This window comes from Citrobacter sp. JUb117, from assembly GCF_024809055.1.
Taxonomy (GTDB): domain Bacteria; phylum Pseudomonadota; class Gammaproteobacteria; order Enterobacterales; family Enterobacteriaceae; genus Citrobacter; species Citrobacter gillenii.
This window is the reverse complement of the sequence record NZ_JANUFB010000003.1, coordinates 175,467-200,173: the sequence shown is the minus strand read 5'-3', so window position 1 is coordinate 200,173 and position 24,707 is coordinate 175,467. Positions and strand designations below refer to the sequence as shown.

The 24,707-nt window shown below is 53.8% G+C and carries 24 protein-coding genes and 1 other RNA gene; 17 read left to right on the top strand and 8 right to left on the bottom strand.

Annotated features, from left to right (window positions below):
• Positions 1 to 195: 195 nt before the first annotated feature.
• Positions 196 to 1,089, bottom strand: coding sequence for a DNA-binding transcriptional regulator ArgP (argP, locus tag M2374_RS08325; RefSeq protein ID WP_003825477.1), 894 nt, complete (start codon positions 1,087 to 1,089; stop codon positions 196 to 198).
• Positions 1,090 to 1,259: 170 nt separating this feature from the next.
• Here argP and rpiA point away from each other — a divergent pair, with 170 nt between their 5' ends.
• Positions 1,260 to 1,919, top strand: a complete 660-nt coding sequence (gene rpiA / locus M2374_RS08320) for a ribose-5-phosphate isomerase RpiA (RefSeq protein WP_136345248.1) — start codon at positions 1,260 to 1,262, stop codon at positions 1,917 to 1,919.
• 273 nt (positions 1,920 to 2,192) lie between these two features.
• Entirely contained in the window at positions 2,193 to 3,425 is a 1,233-nt protein-coding gene (serA, locus tag M2374_RS08315; protein WP_096755782.1) for a phosphoglycerate dehydrogenase, read from the top strand.
• Positions 3,426 to 3,521: 96 nt separating this feature from the next.
• On the opposite strand, the gene M2374_RS08310 is transcribed toward serA, so the two are convergent.
• From M2374_RS08310 to zapA, 3 genes are all read right to left on the bottom strand, one after another.
• Positions 3,522 to 4,118, bottom strand: a complete 597-nt coding sequence (locus M2374_RS08310) for a 5-formyltetrahydrofolate cyclo-ligase (protein WP_117342630.1) — start codon at positions 4,116 to 4,118, stop codon at positions 3,522 to 3,524.
• A gap of 19 nt (positions 4,119 to 4,137) precedes the next feature.
• Positions 4,138 to 4,321: non-coding RNA, 6S RNA (ssrS, locus tag M2374_RS08305), on the bottom strand.
• Between the two features lie 41 nt (positions 4,322 to 4,362).
• The gene (gene zapA, locus M2374_RS08300) at positions 4,363 to 4,692 is read right to left on the bottom strand and encodes a cell division protein ZapA (protein WP_096755784.1); all 330 of its coding nucleotides are present in this window, start codon (positions 4,690 to 4,692) and stop codon (positions 4,363 to 4,365) included.
• Positions 4,693 to 4,858: 166 nt separating this feature from the next.
• Here zapA and M2374_RS08295 point away from each other — a divergent pair, with 166 nt between their 5' ends.
• From M2374_RS08295 to M2374_RS08260, 8 genes are all read left to right on the top strand, one after another.
• On the top strand, positions 4,859 to 5,437 hold the full coding sequence (locus M2374_RS08295) for a YecA family protein (RefSeq protein ID WP_135911444.1): 579 nt from the start codon (positions 4,859 to 4,861) through the stop codon (positions 5,435 to 5,437).
• Positions 5,438 to 5,463: 26 nt separating this feature from the next.
• On the top strand, positions 5,464 to 6,780 hold the full coding sequence (pepP, locus tag M2374_RS08290; RefSeq protein ID WP_181630251.1) for a Xaa-Pro aminopeptidase: 1,317 nt from the start codon (positions 5,464 to 5,466) through the stop codon (positions 6,778 to 6,780).
• On the top strand, positions 6,777 to 7,955 hold the full coding sequence (ubiH, locus tag M2374_RS08285) for a 2-octaprenyl-6-methoxyphenyl hydroxylase (protein ID WP_135911446.1): 1,179 nt from the start codon (positions 6,777 to 6,779) through the stop codon (positions 7,953 to 7,955). Before pepP ends, ubiH begins: the two co-directional genes overlap by 4 nt.
• 122 nt (positions 7,956 to 8,077) lie before the next feature.
• Entirely contained in the window at positions 8,078 to 9,280 is a 1,203-nt protein-coding gene (gene ubiI / locus M2374_RS08280; RefSeq protein ID WP_181688756.1) for an FAD-dependent 2-octaprenylphenol hydroxylase, read from the top strand.
• A gap of 451 nt (positions 9,281 to 9,731) precedes the next feature.
• Positions 9,732 to 10,826 carry a glycine cleavage system aminomethyltransferase GcvT gene (gcvT, locus tag M2374_RS08275; RefSeq protein ID WP_115257536.1) on the top strand — a complete coding sequence of 365 codons (1,095 nt, stop codon included), beginning with the start codon at positions 9,732 to 9,734 and terminating at the stop codon, positions 10,824 to 10,826.
• Between the two features lie 24 nt (positions 10,827 to 10,850).
• Positions 10,851 to 11,240, top strand: coding sequence for a glycine cleavage system protein GcvH (gene gcvH / locus M2374_RS08270; protein ID WP_045447282.1), 390 nt, complete (start codon positions 10,851 to 10,853; stop codon positions 11,238 to 11,240).
• A gap of 127 nt (positions 11,241 to 11,367) precedes the next feature.
• Positions 11,368 to 14,241 carry an aminomethyl-transferring glycine dehydrogenase gene (gene gcvP, locus M2374_RS08265; RefSeq protein WP_146717840.1) on the top strand — a complete coding sequence of 958 codons (2,874 nt, stop codon included), beginning with the start codon at positions 11,368 to 11,370 and terminating at the stop codon, positions 14,239 to 14,241.
• A gap of 78 nt (positions 14,242 to 14,319) precedes the next feature.
• On the top strand, positions 14,320 to 15,063 hold the full coding sequence (locus tag M2374_RS08260) for an SDR family oxidoreductase (protein WP_117342627.1): 744 nt from the start codon (positions 14,320 to 14,322) through the stop codon (positions 15,061 to 15,063).
• Positions 15,064 to 15,155: 92 nt separating this feature from the next.
• Here M2374_RS08260 and bglA read toward each other — a convergent pair whose 3' ends face one another.
• Positions 15,156 to 16,589: a 6-phospho-beta-glucosidase BglA gene (gene bglA, locus M2374_RS08255; protein ID WP_115257538.1), complete on the bottom strand. Its 1,434-nt coding sequence runs from the start codon at positions 16,587 to 16,589 to the stop codon at positions 15,156 to 15,158.
• A gap of 120 nt (positions 16,590 to 16,709) precedes the next feature.
• On the bottom strand, positions 16,710 to 17,438 hold the full coding sequence (locus tag M2374_RS08250; RefSeq protein WP_115259901.1) for a MurR/RpiR family transcriptional regulator: 729 nt from the start codon (positions 17,436 to 17,438) through the stop codon (positions 16,710 to 16,712).
• Positions 17,439 to 17,490: 52 nt separating this feature from the next.
• Here M2374_RS08250 and yqfB point away from each other — a divergent pair, with 52 nt between their 5' ends.
• Both yqfB and M2374_RS08240 read left to right on the top strand, forming a co-directional pair.
• A complete protein-coding gene (gene yqfB / locus M2374_RS08245; protein ID WP_096755795.1) occupies positions 17,491 to 17,802 on the top strand; it encodes a N(4)-acetylcytidine aminohydrolase in 312 nt (103 codons plus the stop codon).
• Between the two features lie 163 nt (positions 17,803 to 17,965).
• On the top strand, positions 17,966 to 18,625 hold the full coding sequence (locus M2374_RS08240; protein ID WP_096755796.1) for a hemolysin III family protein: 660 nt from the start codon (positions 17,966 to 17,968) through the stop codon (positions 18,623 to 18,625).
• Between the two features lie 79 nt (positions 18,626 to 18,704).
• Here the strand turns inward: M2374_RS08240 and ygfZ are convergent, their stop codons facing one another.
• Positions 18,705 to 19,685: a tRNA-modifying protein YgfZ gene (gene ygfZ, locus M2374_RS08235; RefSeq protein ID WP_115257540.1), complete on the bottom strand. Its 981-nt coding sequence runs from the start codon at positions 19,683 to 19,685 to the stop codon at positions 18,705 to 18,707.
• A 256-nt stretch (positions 19,686 to 19,941) separates the two neighbouring features.
• Here ygfZ and sdhE point away from each other — a divergent pair, with 256 nt between their 5' ends.
• Positions 19,942 to 20,208, top strand: coding sequence for an FAD assembly factor SdhE (gene sdhE, locus M2374_RS08230; protein ID WP_096755798.1), 267 nt, complete (start codon positions 19,942 to 19,944; stop codon positions 20,206 to 20,208).
• Positions 20,189 to 20,596: a protein YgfX gene (locus tag M2374_RS08225; RefSeq protein WP_096755799.1), complete on the top strand. Its 408-nt coding sequence runs from the start codon at positions 20,189 to 20,191 to the stop codon at positions 20,594 to 20,596. The genes sdhE and M2374_RS08225 overlap by 20 nt, the downstream gene beginning before the upstream one ends.
• A gap of 45 nt (positions 20,597 to 20,641) precedes the next feature.
• Here the strand turns inward: M2374_RS08225 and fldB are convergent, their stop codons facing one another.
• Entirely contained in the window at positions 20,642 to 21,163 is a 522-nt protein-coding gene (fldB, locus tag M2374_RS08220; protein WP_096755800.1) for a flavodoxin FldB, read from the bottom strand.
• 112 nt (positions 21,164 to 21,275) lie between these two features.
• On the opposite strand from fldB, the gene xerD reads away from it, so the two are divergent.
• Genes xerD through recJ form a run of 3 tightly spaced genes read left to right on the top strand, consistent with a single transcriptional unit; the run spans position 21,276 to position 24,648 of the window.
• Positions 21,276 to 22,172, top strand: a complete 897-nt coding sequence (gene xerD, locus M2374_RS08215) for a site-specific tyrosine recombinase XerD (protein WP_096755801.1) — start codon at positions 21,276 to 21,278, stop codon at positions 22,170 to 22,172.
• Between the two features lie 23 nt (positions 22,173 to 22,195).
• Positions 22,196 to 22,909: a bifunctional protein-disulfide isomerase/oxidoreductase DsbC gene (dsbC, locus tag M2374_RS08210; RefSeq protein ID WP_181688757.1), complete on the top strand. Its 714-nt coding sequence runs from the start codon at positions 22,196 to 22,198 to the stop codon at positions 22,907 to 22,909.
• Between the two features lie 5 nt (positions 22,910 to 22,914).
• Positions 22,915 to 24,648 (top strand): single-stranded-DNA-specific exonuclease RecJ, encoded by a 1,734-nt coding sequence (gene recJ, locus M2374_RS08205; RefSeq protein WP_137399032.1) that lies wholly within the window; start codon positions 22,915 to 22,917, stop codon positions 24,646 to 24,648.
• The last annotated feature ends 59 nt before the right edge of the window (positions 24,649 to 24,707 follow it).

The window sequence follows — 24,707 nt, the reverse complement described above, 5'->3', positions numbered from 1 at the left end:
GAATACGGTGAGCTTTTTCAGCTGGCTTGTCGCCAGCAAAAAATAGCCAATAAGACGTCGTTTTTTGCCGCGTGGCGTGTTTTATTTTGTGATGGATTTCAAAGACGTGGCGGGAATAGCATGAAAAGAGAGTATAAGGTTGTAGGCCGGATAAGGCGTTACGCCGCCATCCGGCACTCAGGGGCAATAAATGCTTTAATCCTGACGCAGCACATTGTGTCCGTAGGCTAGCAGCGCATCGGTGACGTTGCGCATCATGCGGCTTTCCGGTGCAAAGCGATGCCAATAGAGCATCCGACGCTGGAACAGGCCTGGCGTTAAGTCGATAAGCTCGCCGCTTTCCAGCTCTTTCTCGATCTGCAGGTGTGGGATCATGCAGCAGGTTGTCCCCTGGCGCGCCAGCTGCACAAAGGCTTCCGACGAGTTAACGATGTGGCACGGCACGCTGCCCGGTGGCAGATCGAAGTTTTGTTGCAGAAAAGCCTGATGCATGTCGTCGAGATGGTCAAACGCAACCGCCGGCGCTTTTAGCAGGGCAGAACGGGTGACGCCATTCGGAAAGTAGCGCTCGGCAAAAGGTTTTGAGCCGACAAACAGGTAGTCCAGCGCGCCGAGTTTATCCACCAGACAGCTTGGTAGCGCCTGATGTTGAATACTCACCGCGCCCACCACTTCACCGCGACGCAGGCGTTCCTGAGTGCGTGTTTCATCTTCAACCTGCAGGTTCAGACGAATCGGTGAGTTTGCCAGCACAGGGGCCAGCGCCGGGAGTAACCAGGTGGCCAGACTGTCGGCGTTGACGGCCAGGGAGAGCAGCAGCGGCGTCGAGCCGGTTTGTTCATCTCCCAGCCACTCGTCTTCCAGCAGTTCAACCTGACGCAACAGTGCCAGCAACTTTTGCCCTTGCTCGGTTGGGCGAGGTGGTACGGTACGCACCAGCAGCGGTTGTCCGAACATATTCTCAAGCTGCTTTATGCGTTGTGAAACCGCGGATTGTGTGATGCATAGCTTTTGCGCAGCGCGCTCAAATCCCCGTTCACGAATAACCGCATCCAGTGCTTGTAGTGTTCTGTAGTCCGGACGTTTCATTGCTCTGACGTACTCCTGATATTTTTGCGTGTTCTGCACTATGACACAATTTTAGGTTGGGTACAGACGAAATCCGCCGTCTGCGAGCGGGTGTGGGGACATTTTTCTACGCAATGTTCTATAATGCGCGTGAATTTCCACACCACATTCACACCACAGGCGAAACGATCATGACGCAGGATGAACTGAAAAAAGCAGTAGGATGGGCGGCACTTCAGTATGTACAGCCCGGCACCATTGTGGGCGTAGGTACCGGTTCAACAGCCGCACACTTTATTGATGCGCTGGGCACCATGAAAGGTCAGATTGAAGGCGCAGTGTCCAGTTCGGACGCTTCCACTGAAAAACTCAAAAGCCTCGGTATCCACGTGTTCGATCTTAACGAAGTGGACAGCCTTGGCGTGTACGTTGATGGCGCGGACGAAATCAACGGTCACATGCAAATGATCAAAGGCGGCGGCGCAGCGCTGACCCGCGAAAAGATCATTGCCTCCGTCGCTAAGAAATTTATCTGCATCGCCGACGCGTCCAAAGAAGTCGATATTCTGGGTAACTTCCCGCTGCCGGTAGAAGTGATCCCGATGGCGCGTAGTGCGGTTGCTCGTCAGTTGGTGAAGCTGGGCGGTCGTCCTGAATACCGTCAGGGTGTGGTTACTGATAACGGCAACGTCATCCTTGACGTGCACGGTCTGGAGATCCTTGACGCTGTGGCGATGGAAAACGCCATCAACGCAATCCCGGGCGTTGTGACCGTGGGTCTGTTTGCCAACCGTGGGGCGGACGTTGCGCTGATCGGCACAGCAGATGGCGTGAAAACTATCGTAAAATGATCTGACGACCGGGATCTTCTGTCGTTAAAAAAATTTTGGCAGGGCAAATTTGGTGACTTGTGTCACGTTTACAATATTGTCCTGCCGATCCCTCCAAAGAAAAAGTTATCACCAGAATTTTACTCTGACATTTCCCGCTGAATGACACTTCTTCAGCACGACGACGCAAACGTTCATATTGCCGCAATATTTTTTTTTGATATGTTGAAGAGGCGGATGAAAATCCCACACACAACACATCAGATTGAACTAAAAAAAGACAGGGTCGGGGAAATGGCAAAGGTATCACTGGAGAAAGAAAAGATTAAGTTTCTGCTGGTTGAAGGTGTGCATCAAAAAGCACTGGAAAGCCTTCGTGCGGCAGGTTACACCAACATCGAGTTTCACAAAGGCGCTCTGGACACTGAACAGCTGAAAGAGTCCATCCGTGATGCCCATTTTATTGGCCTGCGATCCCGTACTCATCTGACTGAAGATGTGATTGACGCCGCAGAGAAACTGGTCGCGATTGGTTGCTTCTGTATTGGCACCAATCAGGTTGATCTGGGGGCGGCGGCAAAACGCGGGATCCCCGTGTTTAACGCACCATTCTCTAACACCCGCTCCGTTGCCGAACTGGTAATTGGCGAACTGTTGCTGCTGCTGCGCGGCGTGCCGGAAGCGAACGCTAAGGCGCACCGTGGCGTGTGGAACAAACTGGCTACCGGCTCTTTTGAAGCGCGTGGCAAAAAACTGGGGATTATTGGTTACGGCCACATTGGTACCCAGTTGGGCATTCTGGCGGAATCGCTGGGGATGCACGTCTATTTCTATGATATTGAAAACAAACTCCCGCTGGGTAACGCCACCCAGGTACAGCATCTTTCCGACCTGCTCAATATGAGCGATGTGGTCAGCCTTCACGTGCCGGAAAATGCCTCCACCAAGAATATGATGGGCGCACAAGAGATTGCCCTGATGAAGCCGGGTGCGCTGCTGATCAACGCCGCGCGCGGCACGGTTGTTGATATTCCTGCGCTGTGCGATGCGTTAGCCACTAAGCATCTGGCTGGCGCAGCAATCGACGTCTTCCCGACGGAGCCGGCGAGCAACAGCGATCCGTTTACATCTCCGCTGTGTGATTTTGACAACGTGATCCTGACGCCGCACATCGGCGGTTCAACGCTGGAAGCGCAGGAAAACATTGGTCTGGAAGTGGCAGGTAAGCTGACGAAGTATTCCGATAACGGCTCTACGCTGTCGGCGGTTAACTTCCCGGAAGTGTCGCTGCCGCTGCACGGTGGTCGTCGTCTGATGCACATTCACGAAAACCGACCAGGCGTGCTGACCGCGCTGAACCAAATCTTTGCCGAGCAGGGCGTTAACATTGCCGCGCAGTATCTGCAAACTTCCGCGCAGGTGGGGTATGTGGTTATTGATATCGAGGCAGATGAGGATGTGGCGGAGAAAGCGCTGCTGGCGATGAAAGCCATTCCGGGAACGATTCGCGCGCGTATGCTGTACTAATTATTGGTACATCGTGCCGGGTGGCGACTGCGTCTTAACCGACCTACGAGATGATTCGTAGGTCTGATAAGCGTAGCGCCATCTGGCAATTCAAGGCTACCATTCCCATACTTTTGACGGTGTTACCACCGCGGGCAGCGGAATATCCCACTCTTCGACCGGTAACTTCTCCACTCGCTGGCAATCATGTGCGTAGCCCACCGGCTGGATCTGATGCTGCTGCCAGTTTTGTAACGTGCGATCGTAAAAACCACCGCCCATGCCTAAGCGCTGTCCGTCTTCATCAAACGCCACGAGCGGCGTAATCAATACATCCAGCTTTGATAACGGCAAAACGTCGCGCACATCGAGTCGCGGCTCCTGGATTTTGAGTCGGTTAGTTACCAGATCACTGTGCGGATGATAGTGCAGAAACAGTAAATTACCGCGGCTAAACGGATGTAGAACCGGGAGATAGACACGCTTGCCCGCACGCCACAGTTGTTCGATCAGCGGTTGAGTATCAAGTTCGCCATCAAAAGAGAGAAATACCGCCACGGTGTGGGCGAGTACAACAGGGGGGAAGCTCAGCATTCTGCTCGCGGCCTGCTGACCGAAATGGCGTTGTTGCTCAGGCGTTAGCGCACGGCGACGTTGCCGAATCAGTTGACGAATTTCTTGCCGGGATAAAGGAAGTTCAGAAAGTAGTGTCATGGCTGTTGCCAGGTAGAAGGGAATCTCCGAGATGCCGCCGCAGGCTGTAACCCTTGAACCCTTGGTTCAAGGTGAATGTGTCGTCACAGTTTTAAGGCTTCTCGGACGAACCGAGCATGCTCACCAACCGTGGAGCGCCACATTCTTGTGGTATGAAATATCGGCTCAGGGGACTGGCCCGCTTGCAAACATCTCAGAGAAATTTTGTCTTCACGGTCACTCTACCACAGTAAACCGAAAAGTGTTATTCAAAGTTTTGGCCCGTTTTTTCGGTTATGCGACCCTGATCAAGCAACGCCTGTTCAATGGTTTGTTGTAGCATCCGAATACGTTGTTCCATGCTCGCCGCGTAGTCACGCGTCTTCGCTTTTTCCTGAGTTAATTCATAGCTGATGTTCAACGCGGCGATGAAAACCAGCTGCTCAGTATTTGTGACTCTAGTGCGAACTTTCAGATCTTGCAATCGCTGATTCAGATCGTCCGCAGCCTGATTCAACGCATCTTGTTGTTCAGGCGGGCAATTCACTCGCAGTGAACGGCCAAAAATTTGGATATCGACGGGTTGTGCAGACATGCCACCTTCCTGCTGATTGACTGCGCTGCCTTCGTCTCCAGACCTTGGGTCCGCGAAGGGGCGACACTATAGCTACCCTGGTATGAACATACAAGCCCTTTTCTGGTCCACCAGGGCCCAAAGTGGTAGCATAACATGAATATCCTCCCTTTGATGACGAATGCTTATGTCCATACAGAACGAAATGCCTGGTTACACCGATGTTAGCCAGTTTTTGAACCAACAAGGGGCTGGATTAACCCCGGCCGAAATGCACGGTTTGATCAGCGGGATGATTTGCGGCGGCAACAACGACAGCTCATGGCAGCCGCTGTTGCACGACCTGACCAACGAAGGTTTGGCCTTTGGCCATGAGCTGGCTCAGGCACTGATCAAAATGCACGCGGCGACCAGCGACGCCCTGGAAGACGACGGCTTCCTTTTTCAGCTTTATCTGCCTGAAGGCGACGGCGTCAGCGTGTTCGATCGTGCCGACGCGCTGGCGGGCTGGGTCAATCACTTTTTGCTGGGCCTCGGGGTTACGCAGCCCAAGCTCGACAAAGTGACCGGCGAAACCGGCGAAGCGATTGACGACCTGCGCAATATCGCCCAGTTGGGATATGACGAAGACGAAGATCAGGAAGAGCTGGAAATGTCGCTTGAAGAGATCATCGAGTACGTGCGTGTTGCTGCGCTGTTGTGCCATGACACGTTTACGCGTCAGCAACCGACCGCGCCGGAAGTACGTAAACCGACACTGCACTAAGTAACGAGAACGCCAGGGAGAGTGTTATGACTCAGCAAGAATACTTACGCCGTCGCCAGGCATTACTGGCGCACATGCAGCCAGGCAGCGCTGCGCTGATTTTCGCGGCCCCAGAAGCGACGCGCAGTGCGGACAGTGAATATCCGTACCGCCAGAGCAGCGACTTTTGGTACTTCACCGGTTTTAACGAACCTGAAGCCGTGCTGGTGCTGATTAAAAGTAATGACACTCATAACCATAGCGTTTTGTTCAACCGGGTACGTGACCTGACGGCGGAGATCTGGTTTGGTCGCCGTCTGGGACAAGATGCTGCCCCCGAGAAACTGGGTGTTGATCGGGCGTTAGCGTTCAGCGAAATCAACCAACAGCTGCATCAGTTGCTTAACGGTCTGGACACGGTGTACCACGCCCAGGGCGAATATGCCTGGGCGGATGAGATTGTGTTTACGGCGATGGATAAGCTGCGCAAAGGCGCCAGACAAAATATGAAAGCCCCTGCGGCGATTATCGACTGGCGTCCGATGGTGCACGAGATGCGCCTGTTCAAATCGCCGGAAGAGATAGCAATCATGCGTCGCGCCGGTGAAATCAGCGCGCTGGCGCATACCCGCGCGATGGAAAAATGTCGTCCGGGAATGTTCGAGTATCAGCTGGAAGGGGAGATCCATCATGAGTTTACTCGTCATGGTGCGCGTTATCCTTCCTATAACACCATTGTCGGCAGCGGTGTAAACGGCTGCATCCTGCATTACACCGAAAACGAAAGTGAAATGCGCGATGGCGATTTGGTGCTGATTGACGCCGGATGCGAATACAAAGGTTACGCTGGCGACATTACCCGCACCTTCCCGGTCAACGGGAAGTTCACTCCCGCCCAGCGCGAGATCTATGACATCGTGCTGGAGTCACTGGAAGCCAGCCTGCGTTTGTATCGTCCGGGGACGTCCATCCAGGAGGTGACGGGAGAGGTGGTGCGCATCATGATTACCGGTCTGGTTAAACTGGGTATTCTGCACGGCGATGTCGATCAACTGATTGCCGACAACGCGCAGCGTCCTTTCTTTATGCATGGCCTGAGCCATTGGCTGGGGCTGGATGTCCATGACGTTGGCGTTTATGGCCAGGATCGCTCGCGTATCCTCGAACCGGGGATGGTGCTTACCGTCGAGCCAGGACTGTATATCGCGCCGGACGCCGACGTACCACCGGCTTATCGCGGAATTGGCATTCGTATTGAAGATGACATCCTGATTACCGAAGACGGTAATGAAAACCTCACCGCCAGCGTAGTGAAAAAGGCGGATGATATTGAAGCACTGATGGCTGCGGCGCGACTGAAATGAGCGTGATTATTGTCGGTGGTGGTATGGTTGGAGCGACTCTGGCGCTGGCTATTTCAGAGCTGAGTCATGGGACGCTGCCGGTCCATCTTATTGAAGCGAGCGAGCCGGATACTGACCGCCATCCGGGATTTGACGCTCGGGCGATTGCGTTGGCCGCAGGCACCTGCCAGCAGTTGGCGCGAATTGGCGTCTGGCAGGCCATTGCCGATTGCGCAACCCCGATCAAAACGGTGCACGTCAGCGACCGTGGACATGCCGGGTGTGTGACGCTTGATGCACAGGAATACCGTATTCCTGCGCTGGGTCAGGTGGTGGAACTGCATGACGTCGGGCTGCGTCTGTTTGCGCTGTTGCGCAAAGCGCGCGGCGTCACGCTACATTGCCCTGACCGGGTGGCCAGCGTGTCGCGCACCCAGCAGCACGTTGAGGTCACGCTGGAGAATGGCGAGGTGATTACCGGTCGTGTACTGGTAGCCGCTGACGGCACACGCTCTGCGCTGGCGACCGCCTGCGGCGTTGACTGGCAGCAGCAGCCTTACGAACAACTGGCGGTGATTGCCAACGTTACCACCTCCGTCCCGCATAACGGACGAGCGTTTGAACGTTTCACGCAGCATGGCCCGCTGGCCATGTTACCGATGTCAGAAGGGCGCTGCTCGTTGGTGTGGTGTCATCCGCTGGAAAAGCGAGATGAGATCATGGCCTGGTCTGACGAACAGTTTTGTCGCGAACTGCAAACGACGTTTGGCTGGCGGCTTGGGCGCATTACGCAAGCCGGTCAACGTAGCGCCTATCCGCTGTCTTTAACCACCGCGGTGAAGGCGATTAGCCATCGCACCGTGCTGGTGGGCAATGCGGCGCAGACCCTGCATCCTATTGCCGGCCAAGGTTTTAATCTCGGCCTGCGCGATGTCATGAGCCTTGCCGAAACGTTGACGCAGGCACAGTTTGCAGCCGAGGACGTGGGTGATTATGCGGTGCTGTCGCGCTATCAGCAGCGTCGTGAGACCGATCGCGAAACAACGATTGGCGTGACCAACAGCCTGGTGTATCTGTTTGCCAATCGCTGGGCACCGCTGGTTGTTGGACGTAACGTGGGTCTTATGGCGATGGAATTATTGACGCCAGCCCGCGATGCGTTGGCGGAGCGGACCCTGGGCTGGGTCGCGCGATAAATATAGCCAGTAGGCCTGATAAGCGTAGCGCCATCAGGAAAATGCAATGGCAATCATGCCGGATGGCGGCTTCGCCTGATCCGGCCTACGGTATTTGATAGTCCCGTTTTCAGGAGCAAACAGTGCAAAGTGTTGATGTAGCAATTGTTGGTGGCGGCATGGTGGGACTGGCGGTTGCCTGCGGCTTGCAGGGCAGCGGGTTACGCGTTGCCGTATTAGAACAACATGTTCCGCAGCCTCTGGCGGCGGATGCACCTCCTCAGCTTCGCGTGTCGGCCATTAACGCCGCCAGCGAAAAACTACTGACCCGTCTTGGCGTATGGTCAGACATTGTCGCCCGTCGGGCTTGCTGCTACCACGGGATGGAAGTCTGGGACAAAGACAGCTTTGGGCGCATCGAATTTGATGACCAAAGCATGGGCTACAGCCATTTAGGACATATCGTTGAAAATTCGGTGGTCCACTACGCGCTGTGGCAAAAGGCGCAGCAGTCGGCGGATATTACGCTAATGGCTCCGGCAGAACTTCAGCAAGTGGCCTGGGGGGAGAACGAAGCTTTTCTGACCCTGAAGGATGGCTCGATGCTGACTGCGCGCCTGGTCATTGGCGCGGACGGCGCAAACTCCTGGTTGCGTAACAAAGCGGATATCCCGCTGACCTTCTGGGATTATCGCCATCATGCGCTGGTGGCAACCATTCGCACCGAGGACGCGCACGGTGCAGTTGCCCGCCAGGCGTTCCATGGCCAAGGCATTCTGGCGTTCTTACCGCTCAGCGATCCGCATTTGTGCTCTATCGTCTGGTCACTCTCGCCGCAGGAAGCAGAGCGCATGCAACTGGCAAGTGTTGACGCGTTTAATCAGGCGCTGAATATCGCCTTTGATAATCGGCTGGGACTATGTCGCGTTGAGAGTGAACGTCAGGTGTTTCCGCTAACGGGGCGCTATGCCCGCCAGTTTGCCGCGCACCGCCTGGCACTGGTCGGTGATGCGGCACATACCATCCATCCGCTGGCAGGACAGGGGGTTAACCTCGGTTTTATGGATGCTGCGGAGCTGATTGATGAGCTAAAACGTCTGCAACGCCAGGGGAAAGACATCGGTCAGTACCTTTATCTGCGTCGCTACGAGCGTAGCCGTAAGCACAGTGCAGCGGTGATGCTGGCCGGTATGCAGGGGTTCCGTGAACTGTTTGCTGGCGCGAACCCAGCGAAGAAACTGCTGCGTGATATTGGTCTGAAACTGGCCGATACCCTGCCAGGCGTAAAACCACAACTCATCCGTCAGGCGATGGGATTAAACGATCTTCCTGAGTGGTTGCGCTAACGTCCGTCAGGACAATTTTAAGAGTTTGAAACCCGTCACACTTTCCTCTCCCGGCCTGCGCGCCGGGATGCTTCTCTCATTTGAAATAATCTAATTTCACGCTTCTTTTCGCATTAGTTTTTTTAATATTACTATTTTCTCATAACGCCATTTTTGACATTTTTTCCACATTTAATATGGATTGATGACGATTTGTTTCGTTTTATCTATCTGTTGCTCTGATTTTATGGCGGTTAATTGGTTTTTTATTCTGTCGTCGATCTGGGCATTTTTAGCCATAAGCTAATGTGATGGTTAATTTTGCCTTATGGTTTAGCGTCTGTTTCAGTGGTAAGTTCAAGACAAAGAGAACGTTTGCGTCGCAGCCCCCGGAGCGGCTGCGGTGCTGGGTTTCGTGGTGAACATTTCACCGCGAAAGAGTTGATAGCCCCGCTTATTCAACGAGGAAAAGATGGCTCAACAGACTCCTTTGTACGAACAACACACGCTATGCGGCGCGCGCATGGTTGATTTCCATGGCTGGATGATGCCTCTGCATTACGGTTCTCAGCTCGACGAGCACCACGCTGTTCGCACCGATGCCGGTATGTTTGATGTGTCGCACATGACCATCGTCGACCTGCGCGGCAGTCGCACCCGGGAGTTCTTGCGTTATCTGCTGGCAAACGACGTCGCGAAGCTAACGAAAACCGGTAAAGCCCTTTACTCCGGTATGCTCAATGCGTCGGGCGGTGTGATTGATGACCTGATCGTCTACTACTTCACTGAAGATTTCTTCCGCCTCGTTGTTAACTCCGCCACCCGCGAAAAAGACCTCTCCTGGATAACCCAACACGCTGAACCTTACGCTATCGACATCACCGTTCGTGATGACTTGTCGATGATTGCGGTGCAGGGACCGAATGCTCAGGCTAAAGCAGCCACGCTGTTTACTGAAGAACAGCGCCATGCGGTAGAAGGCATGAAGCCGTTCTTTGGCGTGCAGGCGGGTGATTTGTTTATCGCCACCACTGGCTATACCGGCGAAGCGGGCTATGAAATTGCCCTGCCTAATGAAAAAGCCGCGGATTTCTGGCGTGCACTGGTCGACGCAGGCGTACAGCCATGTGGTCTGGGCGCACGCGATACGCTGCGTCTGGAAGCCGGTATGAACCTGTACAGCCAGGAAATGGACGAGGGTATTTCTCCGTTGGCCGCCAACATGGGCTGGACCATCGCGTGGGAACCGGCTGACCGCGACTTCATTGGTCGCGAAGCACTGGAAATGCAGCGTGAAAAAGGTCACCAGCAGCTGGTTGGCCTGGTAATGACCGAGAAAGGCGTACTGCGTAATGAACTGCCGGTGCGTTTCACCGATGCGGCGGGCAATGCGCATGAAGGCATTATCACCAGTGGTACGTTCTCTCCGACGCTGGGCTACAGCATTGCACTGGCGCGCGTACCTGCGGGTATTGGCGAGACGGCAATCGTGCAGATCCGTAACCGTGAAATGCCGGTAAAAGTGACTAAACCTGTTTTTGTGCGTAACGGCAAAGCCGTCGCGTGATTCATCCTTTTTGGAGATTGATTGATGAGCAACGTACCAGCAGAACTGAAATACAGTAAAGAACACGAATGGCTGCGCAAAGAAGCAGACGGCTCTTACACCGTAGGGATCACCGAACATGCTCAGGAACTGCTGGGTGACATGGTGTTCGTTGACCTGCCAGAAGTGGGGGCCACTGTTAGCGCGGGCGACGACTGCGCGGTTGCGGAATCCGTAAAAGCGGCTTCCGATATCTATGCGCCAGTGGGCGGTGAGATTGTGGCGGTGAATGACGCGCTCAGCGACTCCCCGGAACTGGTGAACAGCGAGCCGTATACCGGCGGCTGGATCTTCAAGATCAAAGCCAGCGACGAAAGCGAAATCGAATCACTGCTGGATGCCACTGCGTACGAGGCATTACTGGAAGACGAATAAGATTGTGCCGGATGGCACTGCGTTTATCCGGCCTACGGTTTTATGTAGGCCCGGTAAGCGTCAGCGCCACCGGGCAATTGAGTTAGAGACAATCACGATTCACTGCACGTTTCAGGAACCATCGCCCATGACACAGACGTTAAGCCAGCTTGAAAACAGCGGCGCTTTCATTGAACGCCACATCGGACCCGACGCCGCGCAGCAGCAAGAAATGCTGAATGCGGTTGGCGCCGAGTCGTTAAACGCGCTGATCGGCCAGATTGTGCCGAAAGACATTCAGCTCGCAACCCCGCCACAGGTGGGCGAGGCGGCGACCGAATACGCTGCGCTGGCAGAGTTAAAAGCCATCGCCGGGCGTAACAAGCGCTTCACGTCCTACATTGGCATGGGTTATACCGCCGTGCAGTTACCGCCGGTTATCCTGCGTAATATGCTGGAAAACCCGGGTTGGTACACCGCATATACGCCGTATCAACCAGAAGTCTCCCAGGGCCGTCTGGAAGCACTGCTTAACTTCCAGCAGGTGACGTTGGATCTGACCGGTCTGGATATGGCTTCCGCTTCTCTGCTGGATGAAGCCACTGCGGCTGCCGAAGCCATGGCGATGGCAAAACGCGTCAGTAAACTGAAAAACGCCAACCGCTTCTTTGTGGCGTCTGATGTTCATCCGCAAACGCTGGATGTTGTCCGTACCCGTGCGGAAACCTTCGGCTTTGATGTCATCGTTGACGACGCAGCAAAAGCGCTGGATCACCAGGATGTCTTCGGGGTGCTGCTGCAACAAGTGGGCACTACCGGTGAAGTTCACGACTACAGCGCGCTGATTGCTGAACTGAAAGCGCGTAAAGTGGTGGTCAGCGTAGCGGCCGATTTTATGGCGCTGGTTCTGCTGACTGCGCCGGGCAAACAGGGCGCGGACATTGTTTTCGGCTCCGCTCAGCGCTTTGGCGTACCGATGGGTTACGGCGGCCCGCACGCGGCATTCTTTGCAGCCAAAGACGAATTCAAACGCTCCATGCCAGGCCGTATTATCGGCGTCTCCAAAGATGCCGCAGGTAATACCGCTCTGCGCATGGCGATGCAGACTCGCGAGCAGCATATCCGCCGTGAGAAAGCGAACTCCAATATTTGTACCTCGCAGGTACTGCTGGCAAACATCGCCAGCCTGTATGCCGTTTACCACGGTCCAGTCGGACTGAAGCGCATTGCGAACCGCATCCACCGCCTGACCGATATTCTGGCCGCGGGTCTGCAACAGAAAGGGTTGAAGCTGCGTCATGCGCACTACTTTGACACCCTGTGTGTCGAAGTCGCTGATAAAGCGGCCGTGCTGGCGCGTGCCGAAGCGGCAGAAATCAACCTGCGCAGCGATATTCATAACGCCGTAGGCATTACGCTCGACGAAACCACCACCCGTGAAAATGTGGTGCAGTTGTTTAATGTTCTGCTGGGCGACAGCCACGGCCTGAACATCGATACGCTGGATAAAGACGTGGCGCTCGACAGCCGTTCTATTCAGGACAGCATGCTGCGTGATGATGCGATCCTGAGTCATCCGGTGTTCAATCGCTACCACAGCGAAACCGAGATGATGCGCTACATGCACTCGCTGGAACGTAAAGATCTGGCGCTGAATCAGGCAATGATCCCACTGGGTTCCTGCACCATGAAGCTGAACGCGGCCGCCGAGATGATCCCTATCACTTGGCCTGAATTTGCTGAACTGCACCCGTTCTGCCCACCTGAGCAGGCGGAAGGGTATCAGCAGATGATTGGTCAGCTTTCTGAGTGGCTGGTAAAACTGACCGGTTATGACGCCGTCTGCATGCAGCCGAACTCCGGCGCACAGGGTGAATATGCGGGCCTGCTGGCGATTCGTCACTATCACGAAAGCCGTAACGAAGGTCATCGCGATATCTGCCTGATCCCGGCCTCTGCTCACGGTACTAACCCAGCTTCCGCCCAGATGGCGGGAATGCAGGTGGTCGTGGTGGCCTGTGATAAAAATGGCAACATCGATCTTGGCGATCTGCGCGAAAAAGCGGCGCAGGCGGGTGAAAACCTGTCCTGCATTATGGTGACCTATCCATCCACCCACGGCGTGTACGAAGAAACGATCCGTGAAGTATGCGAAGTCGTGCATCAGTTTGGCGGCCAGGTTTACCTCGATGGCGCGAACATGAACGCTCAGGTCGGTATCACCACGCCAGGCTTTATCGGCGCGGATGTTTCACACCTCAACCTGCATAAAACCTTCTGCATTCCGCACGGCGGCGGCGGCCCGGGTATGGGGCCGATCGGCGTTAAATCGCATCTCGCACCGTTTGTGCCGGGTCACAGTGTGGTACAGATTGAAGGCATGCTCACCCGTCAGGGCGCGGTATCTGCCGCACCGTTCGGTAGCGCCTCCATTCTGCCAATCAGCTGGATGTACATCCGCATGATGGGCGCTGAAGGTCTGAAGCAGGCAAGCCAGGTGGCAATTCTTAATGCCAACTACATTGCCAGCCGTCTGAAAGATGCCTACCCGGTTCTGTATACCGGTCGCGATGGCCGTGTGGCGCACGAGTGTATTCTCGACATTCGTCCACTGAAAGAAGAGACCGGCATCAGCGAGCTGGATATTGCCAAGCGCCTGATCGACTACGGTTTCCATGCGCCAACCATGTCGTTCCCGGTAGCGGGTACGCTGATGGTGGAGCCGACGGAATCTGAAGGTAAAGTGGAATTAGATCGCTTTATTGATGCGATGCTGGCAATCCGCACAGAGATCGATCGTGTGAAAGCAGGCGAGTGGTCACTGGAAGATAACCCGCTGGTTAACGCGCCACACACCCAGAACGAGCTGGTGGCGGAGTGGAATCACGGTTACAGCCGTGAAATCGCGGTGTTCCCGGCTGGCGTGGCAAATAAATACTGGCCAACGGTGAAACGTCTTGATGACGTTTACGGCGACCGTAATCTGTTCTGCTCCTGCGTGCCGATGAGCGAATATCAGTAACTTTTCCGCGTAGTAAGGTAGTGTATAGGCCGGGTAAGGCGAAGCCGCCTCCCGGCTTTTTCATATCTGGAGGTATCCATGGGAATCGCACTTGTTACTGGCGGAAGTCGCGGTATTGGGCGCGCAACCGCGCTACAGTTGGCAGAAGAGGGTTACACCGTTGCGGTTAACTTCCATCACAATATTCGTGCCGCAACCGAGGTGGTGAATCACATTGCGTCAGCAGGTGGCAAAGCATTTGCCCTGCGGGCGGATATCAGCGATGAAAGCCAGGTTGTGGCAATGTTTGAGGCGATCGACCGAGAAGGTGAACCACTGGCTGCGCTGGTGAACAATGCCGGGATTTTGTTCGAGCAGAGCACGGTAGAAAACTTTACTGCCGAACGCATCAACCGCGTAATGGCAACCAACGTTACCGGTTATTTCCTGTGTTGTCGGGAAGCGGTTAAGCGGATGTCGTTGAAGCATGGCGGTAAGGGCGGGGCGATTGTTAACGTCTCGTCAGCAGCATCAAGGCTGGGCGCTCCATTTGAATATATCGACTATGCAGCGTCGAAAGGGGCGGTAGATACGTTGACGACGGGGTTAGCGCTGGAGGTGGCGGCGCAGGGTATCCGTGTGAACGGCGTGCGTCCTGGCCTAATCTACACCGACATGCATGCGTCTGGTGGGGAGCCCGGACGGGTTGATCGCGTAAAGTCGATGTTACCGATGCAGCGTGGCGGACAACCGGAAGAAGTGGCGCAGGCTATCACCTGGCTACTGAGTGAGAAGGCGTCTTACGTAACGGGCAGTTTTCTGGAGCTGGCGGGTGGGAAGTAGCGCGTTGATTGCCGGATGGCGCATCGCTTATCGGCCTACGGGAAATTAACGTGTAGGCCGGATAAGGCGTTTACGCCGCCATCCGGCAAAAATTACAGATTTTCGCCGTTGCTGGCGATCACCTCTTTGTACCAGTTGAAGCTTTTCTTGCGTGAACGCGACATATCTCCGGTGCCATCGTCGTGCTTGTTCACGTAAATAAAGCCGTAGCGTTTACTGTACTGACCGGTTGTGAACGACACGCAGTCAATGCAGCCCCACGGTGTGTAGCCCATCAAATCTACGCCATCGTACGTTACTGCTTTCATCATCTCTTCAACGTGGGCGCGTAGATAGTCGATGCGATAGTCATCGTTGATGCTGCCATCTTCTTCTACTTTGTCGTACGCACCAAAGCCGTTTTCAACGATAAACAGCGGCTTCTGATAGCGTTCGTACAGCTCACATAAGGCATAGCGCAGGCCGACGGGATCTATCTGCCAGCCCCAGTCGGAGGCTTTAACGTGTGGGTTGGGGACGCTGCCTTCGAAGCCGGAAATCGCGTCACCGCTGCCACCTTCCGCTTTTACGGCGTTGGTCATGTAGTAGCTGAATCCGAGATAGTCGCAGGTGCCTTCACGCAGGATCTGTTTGTCGCCTGCTTCCATTTTGATATTGAATTCACGACGCTCCCATTCGTTCAGCACATAAGAGGGGTAATAACCGCGTAGCTGGACGTCGGTGAAGACGTAGCGTTCACGCATCGACTCCTGCGCAAACATCATATCCTCGGGTTTACAGGAGAAGGGGTACAGCGGCACCATCGCCAGCATGCAGCCGACTTTCATTTCAGGATTAATGCGCCGTGCCGCCTTCACCGCCAGCGCGCTGGCAACAAACTGGTGGTGCAGCACCTGATACAGCGTTTCTTCCGGGTTCTCATGCTCGGTGTACACCACGCCGGAACAGCAATAGCCAAACAGCGGCGCACGCCAGTTACGCTGGTTGTTGATCTCATTAAAGGTCATCCAATATTTGACCTTGTGCTTGTAGCGCTCAAAGACCACTTCGGCAAAACGAACGAAGAAATCGACCACTTTGCGGTTGGTCCAGCTACCGTACTGCTGTACCAGATGTAGCGGCATTTCGAAGTGGGAGAGGGTAATAACCGGCTCAATGTTGTACTTGAGCAGCTCGTCGAACATGTCGTCGTAAAACTTCAGCCCTTCTTCATTTGGCTGAGTTTCGTCACCTCGCGGGAAGATTCGGGTCCAGGCAATAGACGTACGGAAGCATTTGAAGCCCATTTCAGCAAACAGCTTTATGTCTTCTTTGTAATGACTGTAAAAATCGACGGCTTCGTGGTTTGGATAGTACTTGCCTGGAATGACGCTCTGGGTGATTTCGCGTGGAACACCGTGCGCGCCGCCGGTCAGCACGTCACAAATGCTTGGCCCTTTGCCGCCTTTGTTCCAGCCGCCTTCAACCTGATGCGCCGCAACCGCGCCACCCCATAAAAAATCTTTCGGTAAAGTCAGTTTTTTCATTTGCGCTCAGTCTCAAATTAATACCATTTGATTTTGAGTCTAACAAAGGAAAGTTAAATGTCACGATATAACAAAATAGGCTTAATGTGATTTGTTACATCAAAAAAACAGTTTGTTTTTTTATGCCAATTTTTTCGCCAGTTTGCGACCCAGTGACTCCAGAATATAAATTACGGGGATTTGTGTGGTTATATCATAGACCCCCGCAATGCGGGTTTGCGGCACATGCCAGGAGAGGTTAAAGTCGGCCAGTTTCGCCAGGCGTGAGTGCTCGTGGCTGGTAACCGACAACACTTTGCAGTTGTGGAGGCTAAACTGGCTGGCGAAACGCAGGATCTCCTCGGTTTCGCCGGAGACGGATAGGACAATTGCCAACGCGTTTCGGGCCATATCATTGGTTACCGGGAAATAGGGATCGTCAATATGGTTGCTGAATTTCCCGACATTTGAGAAAAATCTCGCACCATATTTAGCTAAGGCGCCGGATGTTCCCGCGCCAACGAATATAATACGCTCGGAGGACAATATAATATCAACAGCCTGATCGAGTAATGTGTCGAATTCGTCGTTATTCACGCCCTTAAAGAAGCTGATTATTTCGCTGGCACCGAAATTAGCCTGTTGCGGTTCATTCTGCTCTAAATATAATTTAAAGCGTACGCGAAACTCAGAGTAGCCCTCACAGTTAAGTTTGCGGCAAAAGCGCAGCACGGTGGTGGTTGAAACCCCTACGGCATCAGCCAGTTCGCGAATGGTCATGTACATGACTTTGTCACGGTTCTTGATGACATAGTTGTAGACCAACATCTCAAGATTGTTGAGACTGGCGATGGCGGCGTGGGAGAACATACTCACAATGGCAATACTCACTCATCAGACTTCATCTACAGGGAATAATAACATGCAGCCAAATGACATCACTTTTTTTCAGCGTTTCCAGGATGACATTCTGGCCGGACGCAAGACTATCACTATTCGCGATGAGTCTGAGTCCCACTTCAAAACCGGAGACATTCTGCGGGTTGGACGCTTCGAAGATGACGGTTACTTCTGCACTATAGAAGTGGTAGGCACCTCGACCGTGACGTTGGATACGCTGAGTGAAAAACATGCTCAGCAGGAAAATATGACCCTTGATGAGCTTAAACGCGTGATTACAGAGATCTATCCAAATCAGACGCAGTTTTATGTGATTGATTTTAAATGCGTTTAATTTAAAGAATACACTTGTTAGCTGAAAAATAAAATGTAAATAATTGATTTTTATATGTTATTTATTGGTTGATATTTATTTTAGCTAACATGTGTTCACTGGAACCATTCTCAGTTACGCTAGAAGCGCAATCACGAAAGTGTTCGTTTTTTGGGAGTAAGCTATGGTTCAGAAGCCATTAATTGCGCAGGGGTATTCTCTGGCAGAGGAAATCGCCAATAGCATCAGCCACGGAATTGGGCTGGTGTTTGGGATTATCGGACTGGTGCTGTTGCTGGTTCAGGCAGTAGATACCAATGCCAGTGCTATGGCCATTACCAGCTATAGCCTGTACGGCGGCAGCATGATTTTGCTGTTCCTGGCTTCAACCCTGTATCACGCGATACCCCATCAGCGAGCGAAACTCTGGCTGAAGAAATTCGACCATTGCGCTATTTATCTGCTGATTGCCGGAACCTATACGCCATTTCTGCTGGTGGGGCTGGACTCACCGTTGGCGCGTGGCCTGATGGTGGTGATCTGGAGCCTGGCGCTGCTCGGTATTCTGTTCAAATTGACCATTGCCCATCGCTTTAAAATTTTGTCGCTGGTGACCTACCTGACCATGGGCTGGCTGTCATTGATTGTGGTGTATCAACTGGCGGTTAAACTGGCTGCTGGGGGCGTAACGCTGCTGGCGGTAGGTGGCGTGGTCTATTCACTGGGCGTCATTTTCTACGTCTGCAAGCGTATTCCTTACAACCATGCAATCTGGCATGGATTCGTGCTGGGTGGCAGCGTGTGCCATTTCCTGGCCATCTATCTGTACGTGGGGCAGGCGTAATCATCATTGCCCGGTGGCGCTGCGCTTACCGGACCTACAAAACCCTCGACCCGGTAAGGTGAAGTCGCTACCTGGCGATTTACTCTTCCAGCGAATACGGCAGCGGTACTATATGCAGCGTTTTCGCGTCGTCGCGCACGCGGAATACGCTGTCGGCTTCCATGTCGTTATTCATCACCACCTGCACCAGTACCTGACCGTCCGCCAGTTGTACTGCAGCAAGTACGGTGCCGGTTCGGCGCCAGTTCTCTCCCATTTTCAGTTCCAGGTCTTCACCCGCTTCCGGCACCCGGCTGGCTGAACCTGCCAGTGTCCACAGTGCTCGTTTGTTAGCGCCGCGGAATTTCGCCCGTGCGACCATTTCCTGACCGGTATAGCAGCCTTTTTTGAAGCTGATCCCACCTAAGGCCTGCAGGTTGGTGGCCTGTGGAATGAACTGCCCGCTGTTGGCGGTATCAATTACTGCGATACCGGCTTCGATATCCAGTGCCAGCCACTGTTGGCTGTTGTTCAATTCTGCTTCACCACGCAGTTTTTCTACCAGCGTTTCCGCCGTGGCTGCATCGGTAATCAGCAGGAAGCGTTCGGCCGGGTGTTCAAACCACAATATCGTGGAAGAGCCTTCGGTAATCACCTGCTTATCGCGGGTTGGCAGTTCGCTAAAGAGATTGTCCAGCGCGGCACGCGCCTGGAATCCGGCAACGCCCAGCAGCACGCGTTCGTCGTCCGGCGCAATCACCACTTTTGAGAAGACGGCATATTTTTTCAGTTCGGTAAGCTGGGCATCGCGCAGGCTACGGCGCTCAAGCCACGCGAAGCCTTCACCCAGGCGGAAGAGGCGCAGGTTGCTCCACATTTTGCCTTTGGCATCACAGTGGGCAGCCAGCACATGCTGATGTTCGGTCAGCTGACTGACATCAGCAGTAACCTGGCCCTGAATATACTTCTCACTGTCGGTGCCGGTAATGGTCGCGAGTGCCCAGTCATCAAGCGTCATCAGCGTCAGAGGCAAACGTGTTGACGCACAAGGCTGACGAGGAGGAAAAGATGTAAAAGCCATAATAATGTCCTGATTTGCTTAACGCAGTAATAATGACTAATGGTAAAAGAGCTATGGCCCATTGCAAGCGGTTTAAACATCCTATTTGTGCCATATTTTAAGCTTTGCGAGGAGACATCCATAATTGATGAACCCTTTGACTTAATGTGGTTTTATTTAGCGATCGTGCTTCCGTTTACTGATATTCCCGTAAAAGAGCGTGAAAAACACGTTACAATAGCCGGGTACTTCGTTTTCGCGAGACAGGAAGAAGAACATGGATATTAACAACAAAGCACGTATTCATTGGGCATGCCGTCGCGGTATGCGTGAGCTGGACATTTCGATCATGCCGTTTTTCGAACATGAGTATGACAACTTAAGTGATGACGAAAAGCGCATTTTTATCCGTTTGCTGGAATGTGATGACCCCGATTTATTTAACTGGTTGATGAATCACGGGAAGCCGGCTGATGCACAGCTGGAGCAAATGGTACGGCTTATCCAGACACGGAATCGGGAACGTGGTCCAGTGGCAATCTGATTTACGCGTCTCCTGGCGCGCACAGTGGATTTCGTTGCTCATTCATGGGCTAGTGGCGGTGCTTATTTTATTGATGCCATGGCCACTGAGTTACACCCCTTTATGGTTGATTTTGCTCTCTCTGGTGGTGTTCGATTGCGTGCGCAGTCAGCGCCGTATCAACGCTTGTCAGGGAGAGATTAGACTATTGATGGATGGCCGCCTGCGTTGGCAAGGGCAAGAGTGGTCGATTGTTAGCGCACCCTGGATGATAAAAACGGGCATGATGTTGCGTTTGCGGTCAAGTACAGGAAAGCGTCAGCATCTGTGGCTGGCGGCGGACAGTATGGATGATGCCGAATGGCGGGATTTGCGTCGGTTGATATTACAACCGTCAATGCAGAAATAGCGCTGACGGTAAGGTTACAGACCTTCACCGTCAGTCAGCAGATGCTCAGGACCAGTGTTCGGCCATTTCGCCAAGAATTTGCTCACACCATGCCTGGATGCGTTCATCGCTAAGATCGTACTGGTTGGTTTCATCCAGGGCAAGGCCGACAAACAGTTGCCCATCGGCAATAACAGGTTTATCGCTGGTAAATTCGTAGCCTTCTGTTGGCCAGTAACCGACAAACTTCACCCCTTTCGTGACCAGCTTGTCGTGCAGCATTCCCAGCGCATCCAGGAACCATTCACCGTAACCCAACTGATCGCCCATGCCGTAGAGAGCAACAATTTTGCCTTCCAGGTTGAGGTCATCCAACTGATCCCAGACGGCTTCCCAGTCCTCCTGGATTTCGCCGAAATCCCAGGTTGGGATACCTAAAATGAGCACGTCGTACTGCTCCATTAAGGTCGGAGAATCATCCTTGAGGTTGTGTAATGTCACCAGCTCGGGACCAAGAATATCGCGGATTTTCTCTGCTGCCATCTCGGTGTAGCACGTGCTGGAACCGTAAAAAAGACCCATGTTCATTACTAAACGTCTCAATTCTGCTGTAGCGTTGCGCGTAGTGTATCAGAATCGCCGCAATCACGGCACAATGAGGCATAATGCATCAAAAATGAGAATGAAATAAGGGGCGCGAGTGGAACAAGATCTGGCGCGCATCGAGCAATTTCTTGATGCCCTGTGGCTGGAACGCAATCTGGCGGAAAACACATTAAGTGCGTATCGTCGCGATCTAACCATGCTTGTTGAATGGCTACACCATCGCGGTGTTTCTCTGACGACGGTACAGAGCGATGACCTGCAAGCACTGCTGGCCGAGCGAATGGAGGGGGGGTATAAAGCCACCAGTTCCGCGCGTTTGTTAAGTGCAATGCGGCGATTTTTTCAACATCTCTATCGCGAGAAATTCCGCGATGATGATCCCAGCGCTTCGCTGGCTTCACCTAAGCTACCACAGCGTTTGCCAAAAGATCTCAGTGAGGCGCAGGTCGAGCGACTGCTGCAGACCCCGCTGATTGACCAGCCGCTGGAACTCCGAGACAAAGCCATGCTCGAAGTCTTATATGCCACCGGTTTGCGCGTTTCTGAGCTGGTGGGGCTGACGATGAGTGATGTCAGCCTGCGTCAGGGCGTTGTGCGGGTCATTGGTAAAGGTAATAAAGAGCGGCTGGTACCGTTGGGTGAAGAGGCTGTGTATTGGCTGGAAACCTATCTGGAGCACGGACGACCATGGTTGCTCAATGGCGTCTCCATTGATGTGCTGTTTCCCAGCCAGCGTGCGCAGCAGATGACACGCCAGACCTTCTGGCATCGAATTAAACACTATGCTGTGTTAGCGGGAATAGACAGCGAGAAGCTGTCGCCGCACGTACTGCGGCATGCTTTTGCCACGCATTTGCTTAACCATGGCGCTGATTTGCGCGTGGTGCAGATGCTGCTTGGTCATAGCGATCTCTCTACCACACAAATTTATACCCATGTCGCAACGGAGCGCTTGCGTCAATTACATCAACAGCATCACCCGCGTGCGTGAGTGCTGACAGGAAAGGATAGGTTATGAAAAAAAGTTTTATGATGCTCACCCTGCTGGCGACGGCGTTTTCAGGCATGGTGCAGGCAGACGACGCGGCGATTCGTCAGTCATTAACGAAGCTGGGTGTACAAAGCACTGAAATTCAACCTGCTCCGATTGCGGGAATGAAAACTGTACTGACCAACAGCGGCGTGCTGTACGTCACCGAAGACGGCAAGCATATTATTCAGGGACCGATGTATGACGTGAGCGGTGCAAGTCCGGTTAACGTCACCAATCAACTGCTGATGAAGCAGCTGAACGCGCTGGAAAAAGAGATGATCATCTATAAAGCGCAGCAGGAAAAACACGTTATTACCATTTTCACCGACATCACCTGCGGCTATTGCCACAAGCTGCATGAAGAGATGAAAGACTACAACGCACTGGGAATTACCGTGCGTTATCTGGCCTTCCCTCGTCAGGGACTGGAAAGCCAGGCCGAGCAGGACATGAAATCCATCTGGTGTGCGTCAGACAAAAACAAAGCGTTTGATGATGCCATGGCGGGTAAAAGCGTGAAGCCGGCAACCTGTAATGTGGATATTGCTGACCATTACGCGCTGGGTGTGCAGTTTGGTGTAAGCGGCACGCCGGCGATCGTTCTGAGCAATGGCTATGTTGTTCCTGGCTATCAGGGACCGAAAGAGATGAAAGCGTTCCTCGACGCGCACCAAAAACAGACCAGCGGTAAATAATTCGCGTGAAACAACAGATACAACTTCGTCGTCGTGAAGCCGACGAGACTAGTGACCTGCCTGCCGATCTGCCGCCGCTGTTGCGTCGTTTGTACGCCAGCCGCGGTGTGCGCAGCGCGCAGGAGCTTGAGCGTAGCGTCAAAGGCATGTTGCCGTGGCAGCAATTGAGCGGTGTCGAAAAGGCGGTGGAGATCCTCTATAACGCTTTTCGTGAAGGCACCCGCATTATCGTGGTGGGGGATTTTGACGCCGATGGCGCAACCAGCACGGCGCTGAGCATTCTGGCGATGCGAGCATTGGGATGTAGCAACATTGACTACCTGGTGCCCAACCGTTTTGAAGACGGTTATGGTTTGAGCCCGGAGGTGGTGGATCAGGCACATGCCCGCGGCGCTCAGCTGATCGTCACCGTCGACAACGGCATCTCTTCCCATGCCGGCGTTGAGCATGCCAGAACGCTGGGGATCCCGGTAGTGGTTACCGATCACCACCTGCCCGGCGATACTCTGCCGGGCGCAGTGGCGATTATTAATCCTAACCTGCACGACTGTACGTTCCCGTCGAAATCACTGGCGGGCGTCGGCGTGGCTTTTTATCTGATGCTGGCTCTGCGTACTTTTCTTCGTGATAAGGGCTGGTTTGATGAGCAAGGTATCACCCCGCCAAACCTCGCAGATCTGCTTGATCTGGTTGCGCTAGGTACGGTGGCCGATGTTGTCCCGCTGGACGCTAATAACCGCATCCTGACGTGGCAAGGCTTGAGCCGTATTCGCGCAGGGAAATGTCGTCCTGGCATTAAAGCGCTGCTTGAGATTTCAAATCGCGACCCGCAGAAATTGGCTGCCAGCGATTTAGGCTTTGCACTGGGGCCACGCCTGAATGCGGCAGGCCGCCTGGATGATATGTCTGTTGGCGTGGCGCTGTTGCTGTGCGACAACATTGGCGACGCGCGGGTGCTTGCCAGTGAACTGGATGCGCTCAACCAGACGCGGAAAGAGATAGAGCAGGGCATGCAGACGGAAGCGCTGACCCTGTGCGAGAAGCTTGAGCGCAGCAGCGAGACACTGCCTGGCGGGCTGGCGATGTATCACCCCGAGTGGCATCAGGGCGTAGTAGGGATCCTGGCGTCACGCATTAAAGAGCGTTTTCACCGTCCGGTGATCGCCTTCGCACCAGCTGGAGACGGCACCCTTAAAGGGTCGGGGCGCTCGATTCAGGGCCTGCACATGCGAGATGCACTGGAGCGACTGGATACCCTTTACCCGGGCATGATCCTTAAGTTCGGCGGCCACGCCATGGCGGCAGGATTATCGCTGGAAGAAGCACAGTTTGAGTGCTTCCAGCAGCGTTTTGGTGAGCTGGTGACCGAGTGGCTCGATCCTGCCTTACTGCAGGGCGAAGTGGTCTCCGATGGCCCGCTAAGTGCGGCGGAGATGACCATGGACGTCGCACAAATGCTGCGTGATGCAGGACCTTGGGGGCAAATGTTCCCGGAGCCGCTGTTTGACGGGCGCTTTCGCCTGCTTCAGCAGCGTCTGGTTGGCGAGCGTCATCTGAAGGTGATGGTTGAGCCCGTCGACGGCGGACCGCTGCTGGACGGTATTGCGTTTAATGTTGATACCGCTATCTGGCCGGATAACGGCGTTCGTGAAGTCACGCTGGCCTATAAGCTGGATATTAACGAGTTTCGCGGCAACCGCTCATTGCAAATTATTATCGATAATATCTGGCCACTTTAGCGTCACTATATCTATAAAAAAGAGCGTGGATTGGTTACAATCCCGCTCTTATAACCGCA